The sequence below is a fragment of the Pseudomonas sp. OG7 genome (assembly GCF_014192825.1).
GTDB classification, from domain to species: Bacteria; Pseudomonadota; Gammaproteobacteria; order Pseudomonadales; family Pseudomonadaceae; genus Aquipseudomonas; species Aquipseudomonas monteilii.
This window is the reverse complement of sequence record NZ_JACHYK010000007.1, coordinates 380,807-406,274: the sequence shown is the minus strand read 5'-3', so window position 1 is coordinate 406,274 and position 25,468 is coordinate 380,807. Positions and strand designations below refer to the sequence as shown.

Below are 25,468 nucleotides of genomic sequence, written 5' to 3'. Positions count from 1 at the left end.
GCCTGGGTAGGCCGATTGAATCAAAGGGCCTATCATAGCCGAAGCAGTCAAGCTGCTGACAGTCGGGCCCGGACAAACTGGCGTGATTTATCACGGCTTTTTGCCGCAGCCTGGCAAAATGGCCAGTGCGCGCCATGTGTCGCGATCACCTGATCCTGCGTCAGGTAATAACCCGCGCCCTGCGCACCCTAATTTCTGATTGCCTTGAAAAAGCGAGTTTCAGCATGTCCAAAGTCAAACTGAGCACCAACCACGGCGACATCGTCCTGCAACTGGACGCCGAGAAAGCGCCGCAGACCACCGAAAACTTCGTTCAGTACGTCAAGGACGGCCACTACAATGGCACCGTGTTCCACCGCGTGATCAAGGGCTTCATGATCCAGGGTGGCGGCTTCGACACCAACATGAGCCAGAAAAAAACCCGCGCCACCATCCAGAACGAAGCCGACAACGGCCTGAAGAACAAGAAGTACAGCATCGCCATGGCCCGTACCATGGAGCCGCACTCCGCCTCGGCGCAGTTCTTCATCAACTCGTCCGACAACGACTTCCTCAACCACAGCGGCAAGAACGTGCAGGGCTGGGGCTACGCCGTGTTCGGCGAAGTGATCGAAGGCCGTGAAATCGTCGACGCCATCGAAAAGGTCGCCACCGGCTCCAAAGCTGGCCACCAGGACGTTCCGAAAGACGACGTGATCATCGAGAAAGCCGAGATCATTGAGTGATCCTGCTGATCTCCGATCTGCATTTGCAAGAAGAACGCCCGGATATTTCCCGGGCGTTTCTTGATCTGCTCGATGGCCGCGCCCGCCACGCCAAGGCGCTGTACATCCTGGGTGATTTTTTCGAAGCGTGGATTGGCGACGATGCCATGACGCCCTTCCAGCAGTCGATCTGCCAGGCCATGCGCCGGCTGAGCGACAGCGGCACGGCCATCTACCTGATGCACGGCAATCGTGACTTCCTGATTGGCCAGGCCTTTTGCGACGCTGCTGGCTGCACGCTGTTGAGTGACCCCAGCGTGATCGAACTGGGCGGCGAACAGGTGCTGCTGATGCATGGCGACACCCTGTGCACCCGCGACCTGGGCTACATGAAGATGCGCCGGTTACTGCGCAATCCGTTGAGTTTGTGGATCTTGCGTCACTTGCCGCTGTCGGCCCGCTACAAGCTGGCGCGCAAGCTGCGCAGCGAAAGCCGCACGCAAACGCGGATGAAGTCTACCGAGATTGTCGACGTCACGCCGGAGGAAGTGCCCAAGGTGATGGCGGAACATGGCGTGCGCACGCTGGTGCATGGCCATACCCACCGGCCGGCGATACACAAGCTGGTGGTCGATGGGGAGCCGGCACGGCGTATCGTGCTGGGGGACTGGGACCGCCGGGGCTGGGCCTTGCAGGTGGACGAGCAAGGGTTTCAGCTGGCGCCTTTCGAGTTTTCCTGAGATTGCAGGGTTGCCCGGGCCGGCCCTTTCGCGGGTAAACCCGCTCCTACAACGGACGCGTAAATCCTGTAGGAGCGGGTTTACCCGCGAAGAGGCGGCATGCCTTACTGCAGAACCACGTCCCCATTGTCCCTTTCACTGATCACCACTTCCCGATATTCCGGATCAGCCGTGATCTGCGCCTCGGTAAACGGAATCACCGCCAGCTGCTTGGCCGCAAACGCCTTGGTCTGGTCGCTGGCATGCGCTGAAGCCGCTTCGCTCGACTGCGAAAATGCCAATATTCCACGGGCCTCTGGCCCTTTGTCGGTAAAGCTGACCAGTTGCAGGTAGCTGGTACCACTCACCACCAGCCGCTTGCCCTGCCCGTGCGGCACACTGTACATCGCGTTGTACACGCCCAGCGCCTGCGGGCCACCCGGCACCGGCGTGCCATCGAGCGCCTGCTGTAATTGCCCCCAGCGCGCCTCACCCGCCACGCCGCTTTCATTCACCTCCTTGAGCGAAGCCAGCGCAGCCTCGTGCACCAGCCTGCTCACGGCCGCTTGCTCTACTGCCAAGCCTCGCGGGGTGTGCTGCGGATCGGCCGGGTTGAAGGCCACCCGCCAGCTTTCCGGGTGTTCGGCCAAGGCATTGAACAGGTTCTGGAAGTGCACCAGGCCAATGCCGCTGTCCAGGTCAGCCTTCCCATTCCAGGCCGCCAGGCTGCTGCAGACGGCTTGCACATCCACGGCTGCGCCCTTGCACCACTGCAGCAGGTCTGGCAGCACCAGGCTGGCCAGGTAAACCTCGTCGTCGGTCACCATGCGCTGCAGGTCATTCACGCCCAGCTTTGCCGTGCCCTGCAGGCGTTGCAGGGCAAAGCGCCCGCGCATGCCCAACGGCTGGTCATTGCGGCTGACCAACGGTGAATAACCGGTCAACGGCTGGGCCGGGTTGGCCATCCAGGCCGGGTCGTTGGAGTTCTGCACGAAGTCCTCGCGCTCAAGGCTCGGCAGCAGTCGCGCCGGGAAAATACCCGGTTGCGCGGCCTGCGCATCGACCTTCCACTGGCATGCGCTGCGCGAACCATCCAGCACCACCAGGCGTCCCTGCCCTTTCGGGTTACTGCAGGCGTCCAGCAGTGGCTGATCCACGTATGGCACCACCGACTGGTTCAGGTACAACGCACGGCCGCCTTGGTCCACCGCCAGGGTATTGACCCATGGGATGCCCTGCAGTTGCTCGACCGAGCCTTTCAACGCGGCCAGGCTGTCGGCACGGTTGATCTGGTACCACTGCTGCAGCACCCGGGTGTTGTCCAGATTGGCATCACGCAAGCTGTAGGCCGCCTGTGCATCCCAATCCAGGCGCCCAGGCCACTGCACCACCGGGCCGAATTGCGAGCTGTAGACCTGCCGCTCTACCTGGCTCAGGCTGCCATCCTCGGCCTTGACCGCAACGCTGATGGTTTGTCTCGCCAGTGGCAGCGATTTGCCATCCAGCAGGTACCGGGTCGGGTCCTTGGGATCGAGCTGCAAACGGTACAAGGTGAAGTGATTCGACGTATCGACGGTATGCGTCCAGGCCAGGTGCCGGTTGAACCCGATGTTGACTACCGGCAGGCCAGGCAATGCGGCCCCCATGACATCAAGCTGGCCGGGGATGGTCAGTTGCATCTGGTAAAAGCGCATGCCGCCCATCCAAGGGAAGTGCGGGTTGGCCAACAGCAAGCCACGGCCATTGACCGAACGCTGCGCGCCTACAGCCACCGCGTTGCTGCCGCGCTCCGTGGCAAAGCGCTCTTGCCTCGCCAGTGCGGCGCCGAAGCCAGCCGGTGCCTGCTGGCTGGTCTGTGCTGGAGGTTGCGCCCCCGCCAGCGCCTCGACGAACTGCCCGACACCGCCTTCGGCCAGCAGCCGGCGGGTCAACTTGACCAGGTCCTCGCTACTGATGGGCCTCACCCAGTCGCCATTGCCGCACTCGGCAGGCAAGCCTTGCCTGCGGCGCTCAGCCAACGCCCGGTTGTAGCCGGTGGCATAGCCCTCCAGCAGTGCTTTCACCGGCGCGGGCTGCGCCTGCAAGTACGCGCGAACCGCCGCCGGGCTGTTGAGCCAGGTGAAGAACAGGTCACTGGCCAGGTTGTCACGCTGTTCCAGGGTCTTGCCTTCGGCACCGAAATGGCGTGACCGCTCGCCGCTTACGGTCAGTACCTCGTTGGCCAGCAGGCACAAGTTGTCCTGCGCGTAGGCGTAGCCGACACCATAGCCCAGACCACGCTCATCCTTGGCCACGATATGCGGCACCCCGTAACTGGTACGTCGGATCTGCGCACTGGTATCAAGGTCGGGCTGCGCCTGAACGGTAACGCTGAAGGCCACCAGCGCGGCGGCCAGGCCAGCGCAAGTCATGGGGCGGGAAAGTGGAAACACGGGCACTCCTCGGGTTCGGGGGTCATCCCGATCAGACGAATGGCCAGATGAAAATTTTACGTATTACAAGGCGATGGAACGTCTTGATGAGAAAGCGGCATTTTTTTCACGAGTGGGTTGCAGTTTTTGCGTTCTCATTCGTCCTAGTAAGTGAGGCAACCACATTTCGGGTTCGTCCACGAAAAGGAGCATTCACATGTACAACCCGCAACCCTCGATCCAGGCTGGGCGCGTCCCAGGCAAAGCGCCCAAGGGACAGGGCATTTTTGCTGAGGAACGCACCGGCAACGAACAGATCCGCGAACTGCTGCGCACCTTTGGCCTGCGTACCAGCCTGATTCGCCTCAAGGTGATCGACGCCTTGCACGCCGCCGACCGCAATGGCCGCAGCATTGGCGTGCGCGGTGTGCACGCCCAACTGGAACAGTTGGATATCCCGCTGTCGTTCCTCAGCGTGCGCGAAGTACTCAAGCGCCTGTGCGCCGAAGGCGTCATTCAGCTGGGCAGCGACAAGTGCTACAGCCTGAACCCTCAGGCCCGCGCCGTGCTGGAGCAAACACCGCTGCGCTGAGCGTATGGCCGGCCAGACCTGGCCGGCCCGCACAGGTCAGGGCTTTACCTTGCGCCGCAGGATGCCATTGATCACCACGACCACCACCGCAATGGCAATGGCCAGCATCTGGAAGGTCTGCTCACTGATCGTGCCCTGCTTCTGCAGGTGGGACAGGCCCAGCATCAGGCCCAGTACAACCAGGATGATCAAAAGGGAATATTTCAGGCGCTGCACGTGTGTCATCGAAGGTTCCTTGCAACATCAGGGGCAAAAGGCTCGCAACGAGCCGCGGCAATGATACAACGGCCACCGCCCCCGGCGCTGCATTTCCTGCTGGGTGGGGCGGGGTCAGCCTGAAAGCATGAGGCTCCCAAGCACCCAGGCCGGAGTCACCATGTACAAACCCCTGCTGTTCACTTCGCTGTTTCTGACCCCCTTTTCCCTTCATGCGCTGGACACCCGGCAAACACCCGCCGAGCACCTGCTCGAACTGGGGCGCGAGCTGGCTGCCCATGCCGGCAGCAGCCAATGGCAACAACTGTGGCAACGCGTGCGCCAGGCCGGGTACCTGCAGGCCAATGCGGCGCCGGTCCATTTCAGCGTGCCTGCGGCCCGGCTACCCGACCTGGCCCGGCAAACCCTGGCCCAGGCCGATCAGGTCCAGGCTCAGCGCCAGACCCAGGCCCTGTACCGCCGCCACTTTGCGGGCCAGGTCATCGGCCAGCGCAACGGCCAGTCCCTGCATGCGCTGTGCCTGCTGGTTGACTGGCGCACATTGCCCCAGGGCATGCGCGCCACCCCTCAAGCCTACCTGGGTAGCGCCAGCTTGCTGAGCAGCTATCCGTGCGAGTGAAGGTTACCGGCCCCATCCCACAACCATTGCCATGATCAGATGAGAAATCACCAGTCCCCGCCAAATGTCGATGCCATTTCCTACAGCACCGGATATCGCTGCCTGCAAAACCTGTTCACCGAAGCTACAACTCCCAACCCATATGCCGCCTAGCGACGCGCCTTGGCAGTCGCACAGAATTTGCTCACACCTTCGACATACCGCCGCGGGTGATCGGGTCGCACATCCCACCCATCCCGAAGGAGCGCCATATGCAAACGCCAGACTTGAGCCAGATCGATATCAGCCAACTGCCCCACTCGCTACAGGCCCTGATCGACTGCATCGGCATCGAAAACGCCTACCAGCTGACCTGCGCCTTTGGCGGCAGGCCCAAGTACATCCCCAAGCACCGCGAGCGTACCAAGCTTGCCGACGTGCTGCCGGCCGATGCGCTCGATGCGCTGATCAAGCGCTTTGCCGGGGTCGCCCTGGAGATCCCCAAGGCTGACCACTTCCTGCGCCAGCTGCGCAACCAGCAAATCCAGAAGGAGAGCGCCAACGGCTTGTCCCGCAGCCTGTTGGCCAACAAGTACGGCCTGAGCCTGCGCCAGATCGGCAACATTCGGCGCCAGGAGCCTTGCGCTCGCTGATGCCACTGCACCGTGGCCGCCATTGGCGGCTTCCTTACCCCACTAGAAAGAGCATCCCGATATGTCGATAGACAACAGCCTTATTGGCTCGGTCATCAACGCCCTGCCGATGGACCGCATGATCGCCGGCCCTCTGCAGGCCATGGTCCAGGCGCAGGTAACCGCCAGCAAATCGTACGCCGACTTCCTGATGCAGGTGTGCGTCCAGGATGGCAAGGCGGTCGCCATCCAGTTCGACTACGACGAAACCATCGTCGATGAACAGGGCGAATACAAAGGCGTGGTCAGCAAGACCATGAAAGTGCCGCTGCTGGCTGCCATTACGCACCCGAACATTTCGATTGAAGAGGGCAACGTAGAGTTCGAACTGGTAATCAACCAGATGTCGGAGGATACATCCAGCAAGGACATGAACGCAGAAGCGACCGGCTCACTGGGCTGGGGGCCGTTCAAGCTGAACGTGAAAGGCAGCGTCAGCCACAAGTCCACGCAAACCCGCAAGACGGATACACGCGCCCGCTATGCCTTCAACACCACCCTGAAGCGCCAGGAGCCGCCCGAAGCGATGATGAGGGTGATCGAGTTCCTGACTGACGCGGCGACAAAGCCAACCGTTGTCAGAACCGCCGCACTGGAAAGCCCGGACGAGATTTCCCAGGCAGATACCCTGAAAGGGCCAAAACCGGAAGGCCCACCGGTGCCGTGAGACGTTTGAGTGCCCCATCCACCCCTCCTGCCCGCATCGGGAGGGGCACCACCTGGCTTGAGGAGTCGAATCGTTGCAAAAGCCCCCCGCCCCCATGACCTCCATCGACCTGCGCGAAATCACCCGTGGCCTGCAAGAAGCCGCCAGCGCCACCAACAGCTTGATTGCACAGCAATACATCAACCTGTTCGACCAGTTTTTCGAGTGCGACACCGAGGCGTTGGGCGCTCCCATGAAGGCCAAGATGGTCGAAGTGGCAATGGACGGCCAGCACATCATGCGCGTTCCCCTGTTTGCGTTGGTGTCGCCCAAAGGCCTGGCCCTGGAGCGTATGCAGGTCGACTTGTCGGTGCGGGTCAAAGGTACTGAAGCGCAGCAGGCCCTGCTGACGGCAGGCGAGAACAAGGCCGCCAGCTTCAAGGTCACCATCGGCGGCCAGGGCCGTCAGGGTGACAGCCGTGACCCTGACGAAGTGCAGATACGCATGCAGTTCCAGGCCAGCGAACCACCCGAAGCCCTGAACCGGCTGATCGAGGAATACACCAGCCTGATTGTCCCGGTACGTGCTCCCGCTGCCCCACCCTCGTCCGACACCAATGAGTTCATCGAGGCAGCCACCGTCCGCTGACGACCGCCCCGTCCCCCTTCAGAAGTCGCGTTTGTAGAAGATGTCCAAAGAGCTGGCCAACCCGCTGGCGGCTTCCAGGTACACCTTTTTGCTCAGTTTGTAGCGCAACGCAATGGTGTTTGCAGGCTCGAACACGCCCACGCCGTAACGCAGGCTCAACTTCTCGGTCAGATTGCCGCTGGCAACCACGCTGGTTGTGTTGCCAGAACCCTCGGTATCCAGCTGGAAATCGTCAATCCCAAGGCTCGAAGCCAGGCTGCCGGTAATGCCGGCGCTACCGGCCAGGCCCAAGCCCAAGGCCGCTTCGGCGAGCATGTTGTTGTCTTCGCCGGACGTGCCCAACGGTCGGCCCAACACCAGGTATGAAAGCGCTTGCTCCTGGCTCATGGCCGGTTCCGAGAACACTTTGGTGGTCGGCTGCTCGGCACTGCCGCTCAGGCGGATACCGGCAATGACATCGTCAACCTTGCGGATGGCTTCGATATCCAGATACGGCTGGTCAATCGGGCCGGCGAACAACAGCCGCGCCCGGCGGATGGTCAAGCGCTGGCCGTAGGCACGGTAGCGTCCATCTGCCAGGCTCAGCTCACCACGGGTGTCGAGGTTATCGCCGATGTGTACATGGCCAAGCAGGTTGGCGGTGAGGCCAAAGCCGCTGAACGACAGCTTGTCGCGGCCCACTTCGACGTCAATGTCCATGGCCATCGCCAAGGGCGGTTTGCCCTCTTCTGTCTGGTGGCCGACGATGACTGTGTCATCCGACACTTTGACGGTAGACGGGGGTAACTCGCGAACAGTGATCTTGCCCTTGGGCACCTGTACCTTGCCGGTAACCGCCAGCTTGTCGTCGATCAGGCGCAGGGTCAGGTCCGGGGCAACTTCCAGCGTGGCATAAGGCTCGACCGTGACCGGCAGTTGCTGGCCTTGCAAGCGCACGTCCATGCCCAGTGCCTGGCCCCAGGTGAGGTTGCCGCTCAACTGGCCACGCCCTGCCTCGCCACTGCGCCAGTTGCCGTCAAGCTGCACGCGCTCGCCGGCAATCAGCGCCTGCAATGACAGGTCCTGAAGGCTGGCCGGAAGTTCGGCGCCGCTGACTTCGCCACCACTGAGCATCAGGTTGCCGTTGACCTGCGGCGCCAGCAACGTACCGGAAAGCCGGCCACTGCCATTGAGCTGCCCGGCCAGCCGCTCGACCATCGGCACGAACGGCCGGGCTACCGACAGGTCCAGCCCGGCCAGGCGGAAATCACCCGACAACGGCTTGTTCTTGCCCAGCGGGTCGAGCCGGGCCGTGACGTTCAACTCACCCAGGCGCTCGCCGCGAAACGCCAGGCGCGTATCGATACGCCGTGGTGCCAGTGTGCTGTCCAGGCGCAGGGCCTGATAAGGGAAGTCGATCCAGCGATCTTTATCCTTCACACGCAGAGTGCCGCCACTGGCATCGACCACGACCGTACCCTTGGGGCCACTGGCCGGGATGTCCAGGTTGACATCAGCATTGAGCAGGCCTTGCCAGGCGAAGTCCTTCGGCAGCCATTGGGCCAGGCTGTCCAGCGGGAACTGCTTGAGGTGGTAGCGCAGACGCGGCTCGGGGGCCAGGCGCTGGTCATCACCACACAGGCTGGCCTGGCCGGAGCGCCAGCAATGGGCACCGAAATCCAGCTGCCCACTGGCCAGGCGCTGAAGCCGTGCCGGCGCCTGCAACTGCCAGTCCTGGCCACCGGCCTGAATACGCCCACTGGCCAGGCGCCCTCGCCAGTCACCCTTGCTCAACTGGCCATCCAGCCCAAGGTCGAGCTTGAGTTGCGGGCCGTCCAGCGCCAGGGTCAAGGCTTGCTGGCGAATGTCACCTTTGCCGTTGGCCTGCAGCGTGCCCAAGGCGGTGTCGCCCAGCTGGATGCCTGTGGCCTTGAGTTCGATTACACCGCGCTGGGCGTTGTCCAGCCGGGCCTCCAGGCCCAGCTGCTGCAGGCGGTTTTCGGCCTGGGCCAACCGTTGGCCCTGCAGAGTCAGCGTACCTTGCGGGGCCTGCAAGGTGCCGGCGACATCAAGCCGGCCCTTGACCTGGCCTTGCAGCCTTGGCCACAACTGGCCCAGGCGCGGCAAATCGAGGTCGATTCGCCCGGCCAGGCGCTGCTGCAGGCTGCCACTGCCGTTGATACGGTTGTCACCCAGCTGGATAGCCAGTACACCGAGCGTCCAGCTATGCCCTGCCCCCTGCGCCTCGGCCTTGAGCACTGCCGGCTGGCCACGCAGACGGCCTTTCAGGTCAAGTTGCGCGTCAAGGGTGAGCGCCTCGCCTTTCAGCTCGCCTTTGCTGCGTAGGGGCCCTGCCAGCGTGCCCGGCAGTTCGGCCAGCCAGTAGGCAGGGTCGAGCGCCGAAAGCTGCAAGTCGACATCCCAGGCCAGTGTGTCGGCAAAACGCACGGCGACACGCCCGGCAGCCTTGCCCTGCCCGGCGGTCAGCGCCAGCTGCGGCAACTTCACCTGGCTCAGGTCGCCTTCGAACGGGCTGGCCACGCTGAATGCACCCGCAGGGCCGTCAAGGTCGCCCTTGAAGCTACCCTTATAGTTGCCATCGCGATAATGCACTTGGGTATTGAAGGCCTTGAGCGTAACCTGGGGCGGCGTCTCCAATGGATACAGGCGCAACCACGGGAAGTCCTGCCAGTCCAGTTGCGCATCGGCGCTCAAACCTTGCTGCCAGTCGGCCGTGGCTTGCAGCTTGAGCCGTTGGGTGTCGCTGGCGGTCAGATCCAGGGCATCGACCCTGGCACCTTTACTGTCGACCAGGCCGGACAAGGCCAAGGCGATCGGCGACTGTTCAGCCGGCAGGCTGGCCGTACCCGACAGCAGATACCCCTTGAGCAAGTCGCCTTTTGCATCGAGCTTGAGCTGGTTCAACTGCAAAGTGTCAGGCAACGCGCCCGCTGGTTTGAATGCCTCGGAACGGATCTGCAAGGTCGCTGGCAGGTGCTCGGCCAACGCCTGCAACTGCCCGTTCAACGTGGCGTCGAGGTAACCGCTGCTGGTGCCTGCCAGCTTCAGGGTCTTCTGCAAATCACCCGTGGCGGTCAGCGCCAGCTGCCAGGGTTTGCCCTCTACGGCCGGTAATTGCAGTTGAGCCTGCAGTTGCAGCGGCCAGTCACCCTCGGGCTGCAGGTCACCCTGCACGGTCAGTTTCAGGTCATCGCGCTGCAGGTGCAGGCTGTCGATGCGCATGCCGGTGCTGGTCCAGTGCGCCGCCAGTTGCAAGTCGCCCAGCAGGTCACTGCCGTCCAGCCGCAGTTGGCCGACCTTGACCTCACCCAGTTCGATGGCCAACGGCAAGCGCAGCGCAGGCAGCTGCAGCGGGCCGCTGTCGGCCGGCTCGGCACTGGGTGCAAAGGCCATGTCGATACGCTGCGCCTGCAACTGGTCAATGCACAAGGTGGAACGCATCAGGCACGCAGGCGACCAGGCCAACAGCGGTGCCTGTACCTCTACTGTGCTGCCACCATCGGCCCAGCGCAGCCTGCTGGCCTGCCAACTGCCCGCCAGGCGCCCCTGAAAATCGGTCACTTCAAGCCCGGGCACCTTGCCCAGCACCCAGCGGCTGCCAGCCTCGGTGCCCACCAGCAGACCCAGTGCCAGGCCCAGGCTCGCGACAACCCCGAACAGGCCCAGCAGAATGTATTTGGTCACACGTTTCAAAGCTCAGGCCCCATGGAAAAGTGCAGGCGAATGCCCCCTTCGTCATCCAGCGCCTTGGCCAGGTCCAGGCGCAGCGGCCCGACCGGCGACACCCAGCGCACACCAAAGCCCACCCCGGTCTTGAGGCTGGGCAACTCCAGGTTGTTGAACGAGTTGCCTTGGTCAACGAACGTTGCAAGCCGCCACTTCTCGGTCAGCGAATACTGGTACTCGACACTGCCGGCCACCAGGTAGCGCCCGCCAATACGGTCACCGTCGCTGTTCTTGGGCGACAGGGTCTGGTAGTCGTAGCCACGCACGCTCTGGTCACCACCGGCGAAGAAGCGCAACGATGGCGGGATGTTGTTCTTGAAGCCATTGGTCGCACTGCCGCCGAACTGTACGCGACCGAGCAAGCGGTGGTTGTGGCCGAGCGTGGTCAGGCCCTTGAGCAGCACGTTGCCGTGCAACAGGTTGGTATCGGAAACCAGCCCTTCCTTGGCCGCCTGTACATCGAACTGCAGGCGGTAGCCGTTATGCGGGTCGATACGGTTGTCACTGCGCAGGAAGGAATAGCTGACGCCCGGCATCAGCAAGTTGCTCAGCCCGGAGTCGTCACCCAGCCGATACTCCTCGCGCTGGTACTTGAGCGATATCACCCGCTGCCAGCCACTGGGCAGCTTGCTGTGCCACTCGGGGCCGACCGTCAACAGTTTGCTGAGGGTGTCGGTACCGGCAATTTCCTCGTTCTGGTAGCCACCCGCGAAGCGCAGCTTGTCGGTCAGGGGCGGGTCGAGGGGAATGTCGTACCACAGGCCGACGTTCTGCCGCGGCGCCGACAGCTCGGTTTCCCAGCCGTAGCTGTGGCCCTGTGGGTTAACCCAGTGGCGAGTCCAGTTGGCCTTGCCGCGTGGCCCGACGTCGGTCGAGAAGCCCAAACCCAGGCCCATGGTGCGGGGTTTGCGGGTTTCCAGGCGCACATCCACAGGGACTTCATCGCCCACCGCGGCGGTGGGTGCTGCATCCACGCGCACACCTTCAAAATAGCCGCTCGACTGCAAGTCATTGTTCAGTTCGGCGATCAGCTCAGAATCGTAGGGAGTCCCCGGTTTGAACGACACCATGCGGTGCAGCAGGTCGTCGTCCAGTGGCGTGTCGCCACCGAAGGTGACGGCCCCCAGGCGATAACGCGGGCCACTTTGGTAGACCAGTTCGATATCGGCCACGCCGGCCTGCGGGTCGACCGCCAGGCGCTGGCGGGTAAAGCGGCCGCTGAAGAAGCCGTAGCGTGATGCCTGGTTCTGGATCAGGCGCTTGGCATCCTCGTAGTGGCCATGGTTGAGTTGTTCCCCGGCACGCAACGCCTTGCTGTCGGGAACGCGGAAGGCCTTCATTTCGCTGGCCGGGCCGTCGATGCGCACGGTCACGTTACGCAGGCGAATCGGCTCGCCGGGGCTAATGCGGATGATCAGTTGTGGGGAATGGTCAGCGTCACTGGCGGGCTTGACCTCGGTATCGATCTGCGCCTGATAGTAGCCAAGTGCCTGCGCCGCTTTGCGCGCCTGCTCCTCTGCCCCGCGACTGAAGCGTAAAAGCGCTTCTTCATCGCGGTCACCCAAAGTGCCTATATAGCCTTCGACATTGGCCTTGAGCGCCTTGTTGGCCGGTTTTACCTTCACCAGCAACTCGCTCTGGCCCCATGCTGCGAAACTGGCGGCCCAGAAAACCAGGCCCCAGGTCAATCTTCCTGAATACGTCATGCGGCGAATGCTACCAGAGCCAGGCGCTCAAGTGAGCCGCCTGGCAGCCTGTTCAGGCAAAAGCGGAATTTGAAGAGACCGGATTCGGATGGAAGAACACCCTTTCCCGGATGGGGCCTACAGCCACCTCGCCAATTTCCTCATAACCCTGACGCTGGTAAAACGCCAGGTAATGCTCGTTGCCGGTGTCCAGCACCACACCCTGGGTGCCAGGGTCGTCCGCGCACCAGTCGTGCACAGCTTGTAATAATTGCTCACCGTAGTGCTTGCCCTGGAACTGCGGGTGTACGCCCAACAACGGCAGTACATGCACCTGGTCAGTGGGCAGGCAGGTAGCCAGCGCGGCCTGATAGTCCATGTAGCGCCGGGTGCAGCGCGGGCCCGTACCCAGGATCATGCGCAGGCGCCAGGCCCAGCTGTCGGCCACGCCCAGCCGGCGCAGCGGCGGCACGATCAGTGCCAGGGCGATCAGGCGGTCCTCCACCAGCAGGCCGATGGCAGGCAGTTGCAGGTAGAAATGCTGGCGCACCCATTCGCGCACCATCACCCGAAGACGCCGCTCATACCCTGGGCGCTGGGCCTCGAAAATATAGGCAAAGGTGGGTTCATGGCGGTAGGCGTTGTACAGCAGCGAACGCGCCTCGCGGCTGTAACCATCATCGAGCAGGCAGACACGGGCCGGGGCGGCGTTGGTATCGGGCATTGCGGGCAGACCTCCTGGAATGGGCATACTGTGCCTTGGAGGTGCCCCTGCGCGCTTCGTTCACCCCCACCAGCACGTTAGCAGCAGGTTCGCCTGGCCGCCACGCTGGTGATGACGGGCGATGTCGGCTAGCATCGCGCCTTTTACCGGGATTATCTTTCCATGAAGATCGTCTGTTTCAACATCAACGGCCTGCGGGCCCGCCCGCACCAGCTGGCGGCGCTGATCGAAAAGCACCAGCCGGACGTGATCGGCCTGCAGGAAACCAAGGTCAGCGACGATCAGTTCCCGCTGGCCGACGTGCAGGCACTGGGTTACCACGTGCACTACCATGGCCAGAAAGGCCACTACGGCGTGGCCCTGCTGTCGCGCCAGGCACCGCTTAGCGTGCACAAAGGCTTTTCAACCGATGAAGAAGACGCCCAGCGCCGCTTTATCTGGGGCACCTTCACCGATGCCGATGGCAACCCGATCACCATCATGAATGGCTATTTCCCCCAGGGCGAAAGCCGCGACCACCCCACCAAGTTCCCGGCCAAGCAGCGCTTCTACAGCGACCTGCAGGCACTGCTGGAGGGCCAGTTCCGCAACGACCAGCCGCTGCTGGTGATGGGCGACATGAACATTTCGCCGCAGGACTGCGATATCGGCATCGGCCCGGACAACGCCAAGCGCTGGCTGAAGACCGGCAAGTGCAGCTTCCTGCCGGAAGAGCGTGAGTGGATGGAGCGGTTGAAAGGCTGGGGGCTGGTCGACAGCTTCCGTCACCTTTACCCGGATGTCACCGACCGCTTCAGCTGGTTCGACTACCGCAGCCGTGGTTTCGAGGACGATCCCAAGCGTGGGCTGCGCATCGACCTGATCATGGCCTCGCAGCAGCTGGTGCCACGAATCAAGGCAGCGGGCGTGGACTATGAACTGCGCGGGATGGAAAAGCCGTCGGACCATGCGCCGATCTGGCTGGAGCTGGGCTGATCGTCGGGACTATTGTGAGCTTGCCTTGAGGTTTGCGGTGCTTGCGATATCGAGCGCCGCGCGGGCGGCGCTCGATCTCACAAACACTACAAGACCCAGTTCTCACCACTCACAACCCCAGCCGCAACACCTCCCCCACCCCCGCCCCGCGCACATCGTCCGCCGCGCTGACCAGGGCAAAGTTGTAAGCCCCATGCGACCAATACCTCGCCTCCAGCTGCCCATCGACCCGCTGCCCGTCCGGCATGCGCCGATAAAGCTCGCCCGGTGAACGCAGGAACAGGCTGATGCGCTGGCCTTTGCCATCTTCAAACACCAGCAGTGCCGCCGGCCCTTGCTCGTTGCTGAGCAAGCGAGCGCCTACCGGTTTGAAGCCATAGCCCGCCAGATCCGGCAATTGACCCACGCGGCTGAAGTGCCGACCCAGCCAGTCGCGCAACTGCCCCGGGTCGCTGGCCTGGATATCCAGCGCCTGGCTGCCGGCAAACAAGCGGTGTGCCTGGACGGCATCGGCCATGGGCAGCTCGACCCGCGCCAGGGTGGCATCGCGCACTTGCCAGCCGCCCAGCCCTCCCACACCCAATGCCAGCATCACCACCGCCGCCGTCGCCCAACGCCGATGACGACGCTGGCGCAATTGCCGCCGCAACTGCCCAACGTCCAGTTGCGCGGCCCCGGGCATTTCGCCAAACCCGGCCAACGCGGTACGCAACCGACGGGCATCGGCACGCCAGCCCTCCACCCGCTCCGCAGCCTGTGGGTTGGCCGCCAGCCAGGCGTGCACCTCGGCCCGGCGCACAGGCCCAAGGCGCTCATCGACGTAAGCGTGCAATTCGTCTTCGCTGGGGATCAGGCGCGTCATTTCAGTCTCCGCAAGGCCGGGGGCTGCGGGTTGCCCTCGGTCAGTTCGCGCAAGGCATTGCGCGCGCGCGACAGGCGCGACATCACAGTGCCGATGGGGATGCCCAAGGCCTGGGCGGCCTCCTTGTAACTCAAACCTTCGATGCTGACCAGCAACAACAGGGCGCGCTGCTCTGCCGACAGCCGGGCAAACGCCTGCAGGTCGGCCTGGGCCAGGACGATGGCTTCGAGGTTGTCGCCAACCGGCTCCTCGTCACGCTCGGCGCGGCCGAACCAGGACAACCAGCGCGCATGCAGGCGCTCGCGGCGCTTACCGTCGAGAAACTGCCGATAAAGAATGGTGAACAGCCAGGCGCGCAGCGCATCAGCATCGCGTTGCTGGTCACGCCGGCTCAAGGCCCGCTCGACCGTGGCCTGCACCAGGTCGTCGGCGCTGCCCGGCTCGCGGGTCAGCCACACGGCAAAGCGGCGCAGGCGGGCCAGCAGCTCGCGCCACTGGTGGTCGTCCAGATCGTGCATGGCAAAGTCCCGGCCTTTGAAGTTGTCAGTGTAAAAGGCAGACGCCTGGCAGCAAATTCTATTCCCGCCGATGGAATAAGTTTTTCCCTGAGCCGTCGTACCGGCACATTCCCCCAACCGGACGATGACCATGAACTCACCCTTGCACGGCCCGGCCAAAGCGTTGCGCCTGGCTGCCATCGGCGCCGTGATGCTGGCCACAGGCGCCGGCTTTGCCTATGCCGCCGGCTGGCTCGGCGAAAGCCGGCTGACGCCGCAGCGCATCATCGACACCTTCGAAGCCCAGGCCGGGCATTACCCAGGCTACCGCAAGAACCACGCAAAAGGCCTGTGCGTCAGCGGCTACTTCCAGGCCAGCGGGCAAGCCGCCAAGCTGTCCACGGCGCGAGCATTCAGTCAGTCCCGGGTGCCGGTGATCGGCCGTTTCGCCATCGGCGGCGCCAATCCATTTGCCCCGGACACCGGCATTCCGGTACGTAGCCTGGCGATTCAGCTGAGCACCGACGACGGCCAGGTCTGGCGCACCGGCATGAATAACCCGCCAGTGCTGGCGGTCAGCACCCCACAAGCGTTCTACGAGCAAGTGCTGGCAAGCGCACCAGATCCGACCACCCACAAGCCGGACCCCGCCAGGCTACAGGCGTTCTTCGCTGCCCACCCGGAAAGCGCGGCGTTTCGCCGATGGGCGGCCAGCTACAAGCCCAGCGACAGCTTCGCCAGCACGCAATACCACAGCATCAATGCCTTCCGCCTGATCGACTCGGCCGGGGTGGCCCACCCGGTGCGCTGGCAGCTCGAGCCACAAGCCGCGTTTGCCGCGTTGCCTGCCCAAGTAGATGACAAGCAGTTCCTGCAACACGACCTGCAGCAGCGCTTGGCGCAAGCCCCGCTGCGCTGGACGCTGCGCCTGGTGCTGGCCGACCCGGGCGATGCAGTGGACGATCCTGCCCGCCCCTGGCCCACCGAGCGGCGCAGCGTAGACGCCGGCACCCTGGTGCTGGAGCACGTCGATGCCCCGGAACAAGGGGCCTGCCGTGATCTCAACTTCGACCCGCTGATTTTGCCGCACGGCATCGAGGCGTCAGGCGACCCGATTCTCGCCGCCCGCTCCGCCGCCTATTCGGAATCGTTCAATCGCCGCAGCCGTGAATCGCTCAGCACCGGAGCCCAGCCATGAGACCCAAAGCCTTCCACCCGTTCGCCCGTTTGCTGCACTGGTTGATGGCCGTGCTGATCCTGGCCATGTTGTTCATCGGCGTAAGCATGGTCGCCGACCTGTCACCGCACCACCCCGTACTGATCAGCCTGCACAAGGCCACCGGCCTGGCCCTGCTGGTACTGGTCGTGCTGCGCATCGCTGTACGCCTGGCCGTGCCTCACCCGCCGCTGCCGCAGGCGCTGCCGACACTGCAGCGCCGGGCCGCCGGGGCCTCGCACCTGTTGCTCTATGCCCTGATGCTGGCCATGCCGTTGCTGGGCTGGGCCATGCTGTCGGCCGGCGACTACCCTCGCCCGTTGGGCTTGCCCGCCATCGCCCCGCACAACCTGCAGTTGTATGCCGTGCTGCGCCAGGCCCATGGCTGGGCTGGCTACCTGCTGTTCGCCACGGTGCTGGTGCATGTGGCGGCGGCTTTGATGCACGCATGGGTGCGCCGCGACGGCGTGTTGCGTAGCATGTGGCCTGGCCCCCTGCGTCGCAGCGACTGACCGGCAGCAGCCCAGGGGTTCGACAAACGATAACCGTTCTTAATAAGATCGGCTTCACTTGCCGCACTACCCTGGACTGCCCATGAACGTCGCAAAGGATTCTGCAACCTTTCTACCTGCCAGCACGCTGGACTTGCGTCCACTGCTGCTGGCCAACATGGCCTGTACCATGTCGATGATGGCCTTCGTCGCCCTGATCGGCCCGATCGCCCGCCAACTCGGCATGGCCACCTGGCAGGCCGGCGCCGCCGTAACGGTGGCCGGCGTGGTCTGGGTGCTGCTGGCCCGGCCCTGGGGCCGGGCTTCAGACCGCCTGGGCCGCCGGCGCATTCTGTTGCTGGGCACTGCCGGGTTCACCCTGGCGTACTGGCTGTTGTGCCTGTTCGTCGAAGGCGCACTGCGCTTCATGCCGGGGGCAACCCTGGCCTTCTTCGGCCTGATGGTCGCGCGCGGCTGTATCGGCGCTTTCTATGCCGCCATCCCGGTAGGCTGCAACGCACTGATCGCCGACCATGTCGAGCCGCAGCGGCGCGCGCGCGCCATGGCCTCGCTAGGGGCGGCCAACGCCGTCGGCCTGGTGGTGGGGCCAGCGCTGGCTGCGCTACTGGCGCGGCATAGCCTTAGCCTGCCATTCCATATCATGTCACTGCTGCCGGCCAGCGCCTTCCTTGTGCTGCTGTTCGCCCTCAAGCCGCAGGCCCTGCCCCACAGCCACGCCCCCAGCCCGGTGCGGTTAGGCGACCCGCGCCTGCGCCGGCCCTTGCTGGTGGCGTTCAGCGCCATGCTCAGTGTCACCGTGTCGCAGATCGTCGTCGGTTTCTTCGCCCTCGACCGCCTGCACCTGGTCCCGGCAGAAGCGGCCCAGGCCGCCGGCATCGCGCTGACTACCGTAGGCGTGGCGCTGATGCTGTCGCAGATACTGCTGCGCAAGCTGGAATGGCCGCCGCTGAAAATGATCCGGGTAGGCGCCACGGTTTCGGCCATAGGCTTTGCCTGCGGCTCGCTCGCGGCTACCGCACCTTGGCTATGGGCGTGCTACTTCGTCGCGGCAGCCGGCATGGGCTTTGTCTTCCCGTCGTTCTCAGCGCTGGCGGCCAATGCCATGCAGGCGTCTGAACAAGGTGCTACAGCCGGCTCCATTGGCGCGGCACAAGGCATGGGCGCCGTGATCGGGCCGCTGGCCGGTACCTTGGTGTATGCGCTCGATCCGCGCTTGCCATTCCTGGCCGTGGCCGTGCTGTTGTTGCTGGTCGGGTTGTGGCCGATGCCGCGTGAACAGCGGCTTTGACAAGCACAGCGCGCAAGCGAGCAGAGTGTGTTTTAATGCGCATCGCTCATTATTATTGACACCTCTGATTACAAGGCGGCTATGGACACGGGGACGCGACTCAAACTGGTGCGTGAACGCAACAACCTCTCCCAACGGGAACTGGCCCGTCGCAGCGGGCTGACCAATTCGACGATCTCGCAGATCGAGCAGAATCGCGTCAGCCCTTCGGTCAGCTCCCTGAAAAAACTGCTTGAAGGCATTCCCATGAGCCTGGCGGAGTTTTTCAGCTTTGACGAGCCGGTGCGTGAAGAGCGCTACGTGTTCCGGGGTGGCGAACAGCCCGACCTGGGCCGCAACGGCCTGCGCATGTTGCTGGTCGGTGCAAGTGTCGAAGGCCGACAGATGCGCATGCTGCGCGAACTGTATGCCCCCGGCGCCGACTCGGGCGAGCCGATCGTGCATGCCGAGGGCGAAGAATGTGGCCTGGTCACTCGCGGCACCGTGGAGCTGTGGGTCGATGGCCAGGTCAGCGTCCTCAACTCGGGCGATGGCTACTACATTCCCACTACCCTGCCGCACAGTTTCAAGAACATTGGCCCGGACGAGGCCGAGATCATCAGCGCAAACACCCCGGCGAATTTCTGACCTTGCCGCAACGGGCCTCGCTGAACACGCGCGACATTTATCAATGCCTGCGCAACGCAGCCTTGGGCGTGCACACACTTGAAGTGTGTGCACGCCACGCTGATAGCCTGGTCGATGTGAGCATTCAAGGTTGGCGATTGATGTTGGCCCTGGATGCCGAAGGCCTTGCACACTGCGTCCACTGCCATACCCCGGGCGGCCAGCAAGCCGGGCTAGAAGATTGGCAGCGCTACGGCACCAACCTGGTCGACCTGCTCAGCCTCCGGGAGCTGACTTGCCTGCAATAGGGCCGGCGATCTCACGCAAAACCTTGCTCTCGCAGCCAGTGCCGCACCATCACTCGCTGTTCATCCAGAAGACCTGGCAACACTACCTCAAGTGCTTGCCCGCCATGTAGCCTCTGCACGATAGGCGCCAACTCCACCCCCTGCAAATGCCAAACCCCCAACGGCTGATCCGCCGTCACTACCACCTCAGCCTCATCCACCCACCCGTCACGCAATACAGGCCGCCGCTCGACCCGCACTGCGCTCCAATCTGCAGGCGCATGCAACGGCTGCGCATCCGGCCAACCTTGCCGCCGAGCCCAGAACGGCTGCCCTGCACGCCCCTGCTCCTGCCCATAGAAATCCCGCCCGATCCGGGCAAAGCGCAAGAACAGCTGCTCGACCCGCTGCTGGTGAAACTGCCGCGCCAATGCAGCCCGCTCGGGTTTGCGCAACAAGGTGTTGATCACGACCGGCGCCTGTAACGCCGAAGACAGTGACTGGAAAATCCCGTTCCCCGACAGCGGGTCAACGGCCATCGCCGCATCGCCGACCCGAATCCAGTCCTGCCCGACACATTCGCCGGCCAGAATTGCAGTGCTGCTGCGTGCATGCACCTGTGCCGGAACCCGCGCCCGGGCATCGAACAACTCGGCAACCAGCGCGCTGCAGGCTCGCCGCGCCACGCAGTAATCCCCCAAGGCAGCCTTGCCCGGCAGCCCGGCCGCGTCAAGGGTGACTTGCCAGTAACAGCGGCCATCCTCCAACCGCGCCATCCACGCCCAGCCATCCTCCAGGCTTTCCACCGCCGACGCAGGCGCCCCCGGGCTACCCTGCCACACATTGAGCAGGCTGACCGTTTCCGGTCCACGCAGCCGGTCCGGTGCCAGTGGTGCCTGACGGCCTCGGGCTTCGACGAGGAAGTCAGCCATCAGCACCTGCCCATCATCCAGGCGTACGTGATGACTGCCCTCGTGCACAACCTCGCGCACCCGCCCTTCGACCACACTCACGCCGGCACGCTGAAGGCCGTCGCGTAGCGCCCGGTCAAAACGCTGTCGATCCAGCAAGAACTCCTGGTTCATTTGCAGGTGCTGGCCATTCCAGTGCACCTGCCGGGTAGCCGGCATGGCCGCCCGGCTCAAGGCCCCGCCAAGGCCTGCATGGCGCAAGCCCTCCAGCACCCGCTGCGAAACCCCTTCAACTGCCGCGAAACGGCGCCACTCCGACACCACCGTCACTGAGTAGCCCAGCCGGCGCAGGCCGATGGCCGTGGCAGCACCCGCTGGGCCAGCACCCAGCACCACAATCCGCGGTTCAGGCATGGCCAACACCTCGTCGCTCGGGGCCGGTATACGCCGCATTGCTGCGCAGCCTGTCATAAACCTGCTGGCGATCCATGCCCGGTTCGTCACGCAACAACGCTGCAATCCTCCCGCTCAAGGCCGCGCAGCCCAGGCTCGCGCCCGCCCTGCCGCCCATGCCCACGTAACCGCCAAAGTCCGCCTGCCGGGTACCCAGCCACGACCACTCGCCCGGAGCGCAGCGGGCATCGCCGGTCACCCGAATCACCCCGCTGTAGCTGGCCGGATACACCGCCCCGCCTTGCGCCGGGCTGGATGCGCACAACAGCACACCCGCTGCCAACGCTTCGGCGCAAGCCTGGTGCAGCACAGGGCGGTCCTGCTGCAGGCCAAGGCTAAGGTTGACCAAGGTAGCCCCCGCCTCCACCAGCCACAGCAGCGCGGCCGCCACCTGCAAGGCACTGGTACTGGCCTGGGCACTGAACACCTGGGCCACCAACAGCGGCACCGGCCCAGCCTCACGCTGCACACCGGCAAGCACCGCGCTGCCATGCCCCAACTGGTCGGGCAGCACCTCTCCTTCACGCAACTGGCCGTCTTCCAGCCAGAAACGGCGCGCAGCCAGCAAACCGTTGGCCTGCTCCGGCGAGCAGCCGCTGTCGATGATGCCAACACGCACGTCAGTGCGCATGTTTGATTGCCTCCTGCGCCAGCACCTGCAACTGGCCATCATGCAGTTGCAAGTGCAGGTCGGCATCGGCCAGTGTCGAAGCTCGGTGGCTGATCAGGATGCGCGTGCGGCCAGCGAAAAGCTGGTCGATGGCCGCGATCACTTCGCGCTCGGTGGCTTCGTCCACTGCTGACGTTGCTTCGTCCAGTACCAATATCGCCGGGGCCTGCAACACTGCGCGGGCGATGGCGATGCGTTGTTTCTGCCCGCCGGACAACTGCTGGCCACGTTCGCCCAGCAGGCCGTCCAAGCCCAGTGGCAGGCTTTCGACCAGGCTGTCCAGCCGCGCCAGGCGCACGACCCGTTCCAGCTCTGCACGGCTGGCTTCAGGTACGCCGTAGGCCAGGTTCTGCGCCAAGGTGCCACGGAACAGCACGATGTCCTGGCTGACCACCGCAATGCGCCGGCGCAGCGCGGCCAGGTCCAGGTCACGCAGGTCAGTCCCATCCAGCAGGATACGCCCGGCGTCCGGGTCGTAGAAGCGCTGCAACAGGTCGATCAGGGTCGACTTCCCCACCCCCGAGGCACCGCTGATGGCCACCTTCAGCCCGCCCGGCACACACACCTGCACGTTCTTCAATACCGCACCTTGGCGCCCTTCATGAGCAAAATTCAGGCCTTCAAGGCGCAGCTCACCGGGGCCATCGGGCATCGGTTTCGGGTTGCTCGCCGGGCGCACGGCCACAACCTCCTGCTTCAGTTCCATCACCCGCCCCAGGCTCACGGCCATGCGCTGGACCGCTACGTACAGGCCCAGCAGGCTCTGCACCGGCCCTACTGCCATGCCCATGTAGGTGGAAAAAGCGATCAGCGCGCCCAACTGCCAAGTACCCTGGATCACCCACCAGCCGCCGACCAGGAACGCACAAGCGCGGCACCAGGAGGTGAGCGTACCGGGGATGGCCTGGGTGAAGAACTCGGTCACCTGCACGTTCAGCAACTGGCGCATGTAGCCTTGCCCAAGCTGGTCCAGGCGCCCTGCCTCGCGGCCTTGCTGCCCGGACGCCTGAATGAACTTCATCGCCGGCAAGGTCTCGACCAGGAACGACGACACATCCGCCGAACGCTCACGCAGGTTGCGCACTTCGCGCTCCACCTTGCGCCGCATCCAGCGCAGCCACAGCACTTCGATCGGTACCAACAGCGCCAACAGCAACGACAGTTGCCACGACAGCATCAGCATCAGCGCCACCGCGCCCACCAGGCCGATTACCGCCGACACCGCCGAGAACAGTGAGTCCACGGCAAAGCGCTGGATCTCCGCCACGTCGCCGTCCAGCCGCGAAAGGATGTCGCCCATGCGCCGCCGCCCGTAGAACGTTGGCGACAATTGTTGCAGGTGGCGGTAAAGGTCATCGCGCAGGGCGAACAGAATGCGCCCCGACAGGCGCGTGTGCAGGTAGCGGTTGACCCCGGCCAGCACCGTGCCCAGCAGGCCTGCGCCGATCATGATCGCCGCCATGTGCCAGAGGGTCTGGTAATTCTTGGCCAGCAGCCCCTCGTCGATCAGCATCTTGACCAGCCAGGGCTGCGCCAACGCCAGCAGCGAGGCGCCCAGCGACAGGCCCAGCAACAGGCCGATGGCGCGCCGGTGCGGGCGCACGAAACCATACAGCCAGGCCAATGCCTGGCGCATGAGTACAGGGTCGCTGGACTCCACCAGCCTTGCGAACAGGGGGCCCATGGTTCAGCCGCGCAACTGTTTGAGCTTGCGGTACAGCGTCGCCCGGCTGATCCCCAGCGCCTCGGCCGCAGCCGAAACGTTGCCTTGGTGGCGCGCCAGCGCGCTGCGGATCTGCTCCAGCTCGTTGTCCTTGAGGCTACCAGAGGGCGCGGTGCTGCTGGCCAGTTCGTCCAGCAGGCAATCGGTAAGGTGATCCAGGGTCAGTACCTGCTCGCCGTTCTCGCGCATGGCCAACGCCGTGCGCACCACCATCTCCAGCTGGCGGATGTTGCCCGGCCAGTCGAAGCCTTCCAGCAAGGCAGCCAATGCCGGGTCCAGCGTAACGCCACGGGCATCGGACTTGTCCAGCAACCCCTGAATGATCGCGGCCAGGTCATCCCGCTCGCGCAGGGCCGGCAAGCGCAGCGACACGCCGTTAACCCGGTAGTACAGGTCTTCGCGGAAGTGTTGCTCTTGTACCAGGCGCTTGAGATCACGGTGAGTGGCGCAGATCAGCGCCACATCGATGTCCTGTTCGTCGCCCGCCCCCAACGGCGCCACCCGGCGCTCCTGCAATACCCGTAACAGGCGCGCTTGCAAGGCCAGCGGCATGTCGCCGATTTCGTCCAGGAACAGCGTGCCGCCATGGGCCTGCATCAACCGCCCGACCATGCCGCCCCGGCGGGAACCGGTGAAGGCGCCCTCGCGGTAGCCGAACAGTTCTGACTCGATCAAGCCTTCGGGGATGGCTGCGCAGTTGACGGCCACAAACGGTTTGTCGGCGCGCGGGCTGGCCTGGTGCAAGGCCCGGGCGACCACTTCCTTGCCGGTACCGGTCTCGCCCAGCAGCAGCACTGGCAGGCCATTGCCCAGCCCCTGTCGGGCCATGCGCAGGTTGCGCGCCAGGCGCGGGTCGCCACCCGCCAATGCGTCGAGTGCGGGCGACTGCTTGCCCAGCGTCGGTTTGCTTGCCGGCGCGCTGCCATTGACCCGGCCATGCCGTGGCAGCTGCAAGGCGCGGAAGTAGAACTCGCCCTTGGCCGTCTGCACACTGCTCACCCCGCCCTGCCACAGGCGTGCAATAAACGCTGGTGAACGCTCGCCCAGCAGGTCTGCGCTGCGCCGGCCGATCAGTTCATGGCGTGGCATCTGCAACAGCTGGCAGGCACCGTCGTTGGCTGCCAGTACTTCACCGTCCAGGCTCAGTGCCAGCAGGCCGTGCCAGGCGCTGTTGAGGTATTGCGGGCGACTGTGGAAGGCCAGCACCAGTTGCTCGGGGTGGCACAGACCGAACATGCGGCTTTCGATGTTGCCGGCGGCCAGCATCAGCGTTGTCAGGCTGTCCTGTGGCTGCGCCATTACCCCTTCGCGGGTGATGTCGAGCACACCGATCACCTCGCCACGCGGGTCGCGCAGGGGCACCGATGTGCAGGAGAACGGGCTCAGGCGGTCGAGGTAGTGCTCGCCGCAGTTGATCAGCGTTGGCCGGCCTTCAACCACGGCCGTGCCGATGGCATTGGTGCCACGCAGCGATTCGCTCCAGCAACTGCCCGGGTGCAGATCACGCAGGCCCTCGCGGCCGAGCACGTGGGTCTGGCCTTCGATGGCCAGCACATTGGCCTTGGCATCGCCAAGGATGACGATGCCAGACTTGCCCTGGCGTGCGACCAGGTAGTCCAGTTCGGGGGTAACGGCGTCGACCAGCAACCGGTTGCGCTCCAGCAGCATGCGCAGGTCATGGCCCTGCTCCAGGCCCAGGCCGACTTGCTCGCCTTGCAGGCAATCCAGGCCATGGCCCAGGCTGCGGCGCCAGGACGCGTCAATCTCGTCGCGCAGCATGCCCAGCGGCAGCTCGCCCTCGCTGGCCAGCTTCAGGCGTGCCTGTCGGGATTCGTGCAGCGGGTCTTGGGCGTTTGTTATGAGTTGTCGCGCCATTTTCTACTCCGGCTGTACCCCGCGAAGGTGGCGGGGAACGGGCTTGGGAATTTTCCGCAGTGTGCGGGAGAAATCCCTGGCCGTCATCAGGCTGCGGTAGAAGGTGGCATATGGTGACGTTTACGTAAAGGGATGAAGCCGCGTGGGCTATTACGTTGCCTGCACCGGCCTCTTCGCGGGTAAACCCGCTCAATAGGAGCGGGTTTACCCGCGAAGAGGCCTCCAAACCCG

At 64.3% G+C, this 25,468-nt stretch carries 24 protein-coding genes; 13 read left to right on the top strand and 11 right to left on the bottom strand.

Features of this window, described 5'->3' with window-relative positions; genetic code table 11:
- The first annotated feature begins 224 nt into the window (after positions 1–224).
- Both FHW75_RS19385 and FHW75_RS19380 read left to right on the top strand, forming a co-directional pair.
- Entirely contained in the window at positions 225–725 is a 501-nt protein-coding gene (locus FHW75_RS19385) for a peptidylprolyl isomerase (protein WP_016714107.1), read from the top strand.
- Positions 722–1,444: a UDP-2,3-diacylglucosamine diphosphatase gene (locus FHW75_RS19380; protein WP_016714108.1), complete on the top strand. Its 723-nt coding sequence runs from the start codon at positions 722–724 to the stop codon at positions 1,442–1,444. The genes FHW75_RS19385 and FHW75_RS19380 overlap by 4 nt, the downstream gene beginning before the upstream one ends.
- 104 nt (positions 1,445–1,548) lie before the next feature.
- Here FHW75_RS19380 and FHW75_RS19375 read toward each other — a convergent pair whose 3' ends face one another.
- Positions 1,549–3,855 (bottom strand): acylase, encoded by a 2,307-nt coding sequence (locus FHW75_RS19375; protein WP_027609889.1) that lies wholly within the window; start codon positions 3,853–3,855, stop codon positions 1,549–1,551.
- A 196-nt stretch (positions 3,856–4,051) separates the two neighbouring features.
- Here FHW75_RS19375 and FHW75_RS19370 point away from each other — a divergent pair, with 196 nt between their 5' ends.
- On the top strand, positions 4,052–4,426 hold the full coding sequence (locus FHW75_RS19370) for a fe2+ zn2+ uptake regulation protein (RefSeq protein ID WP_016714110.1): 375 nt from the start codon (positions 4,052–4,054) through the stop codon (positions 4,424–4,426).
- 36 nt (positions 4,427–4,462) lie between these two features.
- On the opposite strand, the gene FHW75_RS19365 is transcribed toward FHW75_RS19370, so the two are convergent.
- Positions 4,463–4,651, bottom strand: coding sequence for a hypothetical protein (locus FHW75_RS19365; protein WP_003248064.1), 189 nt, complete (start codon positions 4,649–4,651; stop codon positions 4,463–4,465).
- Positions 4,652–4,802: 151 nt separating this feature from the next.
- On the opposite strand from FHW75_RS19365, the gene FHW75_RS19360 reads away from it, so the two are divergent.
- From FHW75_RS19360 to FHW75_RS19345, 4 genes are all read left to right on the top strand, one after another.
- Positions 4,803–5,261 (top strand): hypothetical protein, encoded by a 459-nt coding sequence (locus FHW75_RS19360; protein WP_019097045.1) that lies wholly within the window; start codon positions 4,803–4,805, stop codon positions 5,259–5,261.
- A gap of 251 nt (positions 5,262–5,512) precedes the next feature.
- On the top strand, positions 5,513–5,893 hold the full coding sequence (locus tag FHW75_RS19355; protein WP_019097046.1) for a Mor transcription activator family protein: 381 nt from the start codon (positions 5,513–5,515) through the stop codon (positions 5,891–5,893).
- 61 nt (positions 5,894–5,954) lie between these two features.
- Positions 5,955–6,599, top strand: a complete 645-nt coding sequence (locus tag FHW75_RS19350) for a DUF2589 domain-containing protein (RefSeq protein WP_019097047.1) — start codon at positions 5,955–5,957, stop codon at positions 6,597–6,599.
- 73 nt (positions 6,600–6,672) lie between these two features.
- Positions 6,673–7,227: a DUF2589 domain-containing protein gene (locus tag FHW75_RS19345; protein WP_025754854.1), complete on the top strand. Its 555-nt coding sequence runs from the start codon at positions 6,673–6,675 to the stop codon at positions 7,225–7,227.
- 18 nt (positions 7,228–7,245) lie between these two features.
- Here the strand turns inward: FHW75_RS19345 and FHW75_RS19340 are convergent, their stop codons facing one another.
- Genes FHW75_RS19340 through FHW75_RS19330 form a run of 3 tightly spaced genes read right to left on the bottom strand, consistent with a single transcriptional unit; the run spans position 7,246 to position 13,362 of the window.
- Positions 7,246–10,920: a translocation/assembly module TamB domain-containing protein gene (locus FHW75_RS19340; RefSeq protein WP_019097049.1), complete on the bottom strand. Its 3,675-nt coding sequence runs from the start codon at positions 10,918–10,920 to the stop codon at positions 7,246–7,248.
- On the bottom strand, positions 10,917–12,659 hold the full coding sequence (locus tag FHW75_RS19335; RefSeq protein ID WP_019097050.1) for an autotransporter assembly complex family protein: 1,743 nt from the start codon (positions 12,657–12,659) through the stop codon (positions 10,917–10,919). Before FHW75_RS19335 ends, FHW75_RS19340 begins: the two co-directional genes overlap by 4 nt.
- Before the next feature lie 52 nt (positions 12,660–12,711).
- Positions 12,712–13,362 (bottom strand): N-acetyltransferase, encoded by a 651-nt coding sequence (locus tag FHW75_RS19330; protein WP_019097051.1) that lies wholly within the window; start codon positions 13,360–13,362, stop codon positions 12,712–12,714.
- 162 nt (positions 13,363–13,524) lie between these two features.
- Between FHW75_RS19330 and xthA the strand changes: the two genes are divergently transcribed.
- Positions 13,525–14,337, top strand: a complete 813-nt coding sequence (gene xthA, locus FHW75_RS19325; protein ID WP_019097052.1) for an exodeoxyribonuclease III — start codon at positions 13,525–13,527, stop codon at positions 14,335–14,337.
- A gap of 109 nt (positions 14,338–14,446) precedes the next feature.
- On the opposite strand, the gene FHW75_RS19320 is transcribed toward xthA, so the two are convergent.
- Together FHW75_RS19320 and FHW75_RS19315 are read right to left on the bottom strand one after the other, a co-directional pair.
- The gene (locus FHW75_RS19320; RefSeq protein WP_183674276.1) at positions 14,447–15,199 is read right to left on the bottom strand and encodes an anti-sigma factor; all 753 of its coding nucleotides are present in this window, start codon (positions 15,197–15,199) and stop codon (positions 14,447–14,449) included.
- Positions 15,196–15,717: a sigma-70 family RNA polymerase sigma factor gene (locus FHW75_RS19315; RefSeq protein ID WP_019097053.1), complete on the bottom strand. Its 522-nt coding sequence runs from the start codon at positions 15,715–15,717 to the stop codon at positions 15,196–15,198. The genes FHW75_RS19320 and FHW75_RS19315 overlap by 4 nt, the downstream gene beginning before the upstream one ends.
- Before the next feature lie 124 nt (positions 15,718–15,841).
- On the opposite strand from FHW75_RS19315, the gene FHW75_RS19310 reads away from it, so the two are divergent.
- The 5 genes from FHW75_RS19310 to FHW75_RS19290 all read left to right on the top strand — a co-directional run bounded on the left by FHW75_RS19310 (position 15,842) and on the right by FHW75_RS19290 (position 19,626).
- The gene (locus FHW75_RS19310) at positions 15,842–16,894 is read left to right on the top strand and encodes a catalase family peroxidase (protein WP_019097054.1); all 1,053 of its coding nucleotides are present in this window, start codon (positions 15,842–15,844) and stop codon (positions 16,892–16,894) included.
- Complete coding sequence (locus tag FHW75_RS19305; RefSeq protein ID WP_019097055.1) at positions 16,891–17,424, top strand: cytochrome b; 534 nt, start codon at positions 16,891–16,893, stop codon at positions 17,422–17,424. The genes FHW75_RS19310 and FHW75_RS19305 overlap by 4 nt, the downstream gene beginning before the upstream one ends.
- An 82-nt stretch (positions 17,425–17,506) precedes the next feature.
- Complete coding sequence (locus FHW75_RS19300) at positions 17,507–18,712, top strand: MFS transporter (protein WP_084297535.1); 1,206 nt, start codon at positions 17,507–17,509, stop codon at positions 18,710–18,712.
- Between the two features lie 81 nt (positions 18,713–18,793).
- Positions 18,794–19,339, top strand: a complete 546-nt coding sequence (locus FHW75_RS19295) for a cupin domain-containing protein (protein WP_003248033.1) — start codon at positions 18,794–18,796, stop codon at positions 19,337–19,339.
- A gap of 2 nt (positions 19,340–19,341) precedes the next feature.
- Positions 19,342–19,626: a hypothetical protein gene (locus FHW75_RS19290; protein ID WP_183674273.1), complete on the top strand. Its 285-nt coding sequence runs from the start codon at positions 19,342–19,344 to the stop codon at positions 19,624–19,626.
- A gap of 11 nt (positions 19,627–19,637) precedes the next feature.
- On the opposite strand, the gene FHW75_RS19285 is transcribed toward FHW75_RS19290, so the two are convergent.
- The 4 genes from FHW75_RS19285 to FHW75_RS19270 are packed head-to-tail and all read right to left on the bottom strand — an operon-like array spanning position 19,638 to position 25,237.
- Positions 19,638–20,930: an NAD(P)/FAD-dependent oxidoreductase gene (locus FHW75_RS19285; protein WP_183674270.1), complete on the bottom strand. Its 1,293-nt coding sequence runs from the start codon at positions 20,928–20,930 to the stop codon at positions 19,638–19,640.
- Positions 20,923–21,600, bottom strand: coding sequence for a peptidase S8 (locus FHW75_RS19280; protein ID WP_025754863.1), 678 nt, complete (start codon positions 21,598–21,600; stop codon positions 20,923–20,925). The genes FHW75_RS19285 and FHW75_RS19280 overlap by 8 nt, the downstream gene beginning before the upstream one ends.
- Positions 21,590–23,323, bottom strand: coding sequence for an ABC transporter ATP-binding protein (locus FHW75_RS19275; protein WP_183674267.1), 1,734 nt, complete (start codon positions 23,321–23,323; stop codon positions 21,590–21,592). The genes FHW75_RS19280 and FHW75_RS19275 overlap by 11 nt, the downstream gene beginning before the upstream one ends.
- Before the next feature lie 3 nt (positions 23,324–23,326).
- Entirely contained in the window at positions 23,327–25,237 is a 1,911-nt protein-coding gene (locus FHW75_RS19270) for a sigma-54-dependent Fis family transcriptional regulator (protein WP_183674264.1), read from the bottom strand.
- Positions 25,238–25,468: the final 231 nt, after the last annotated feature.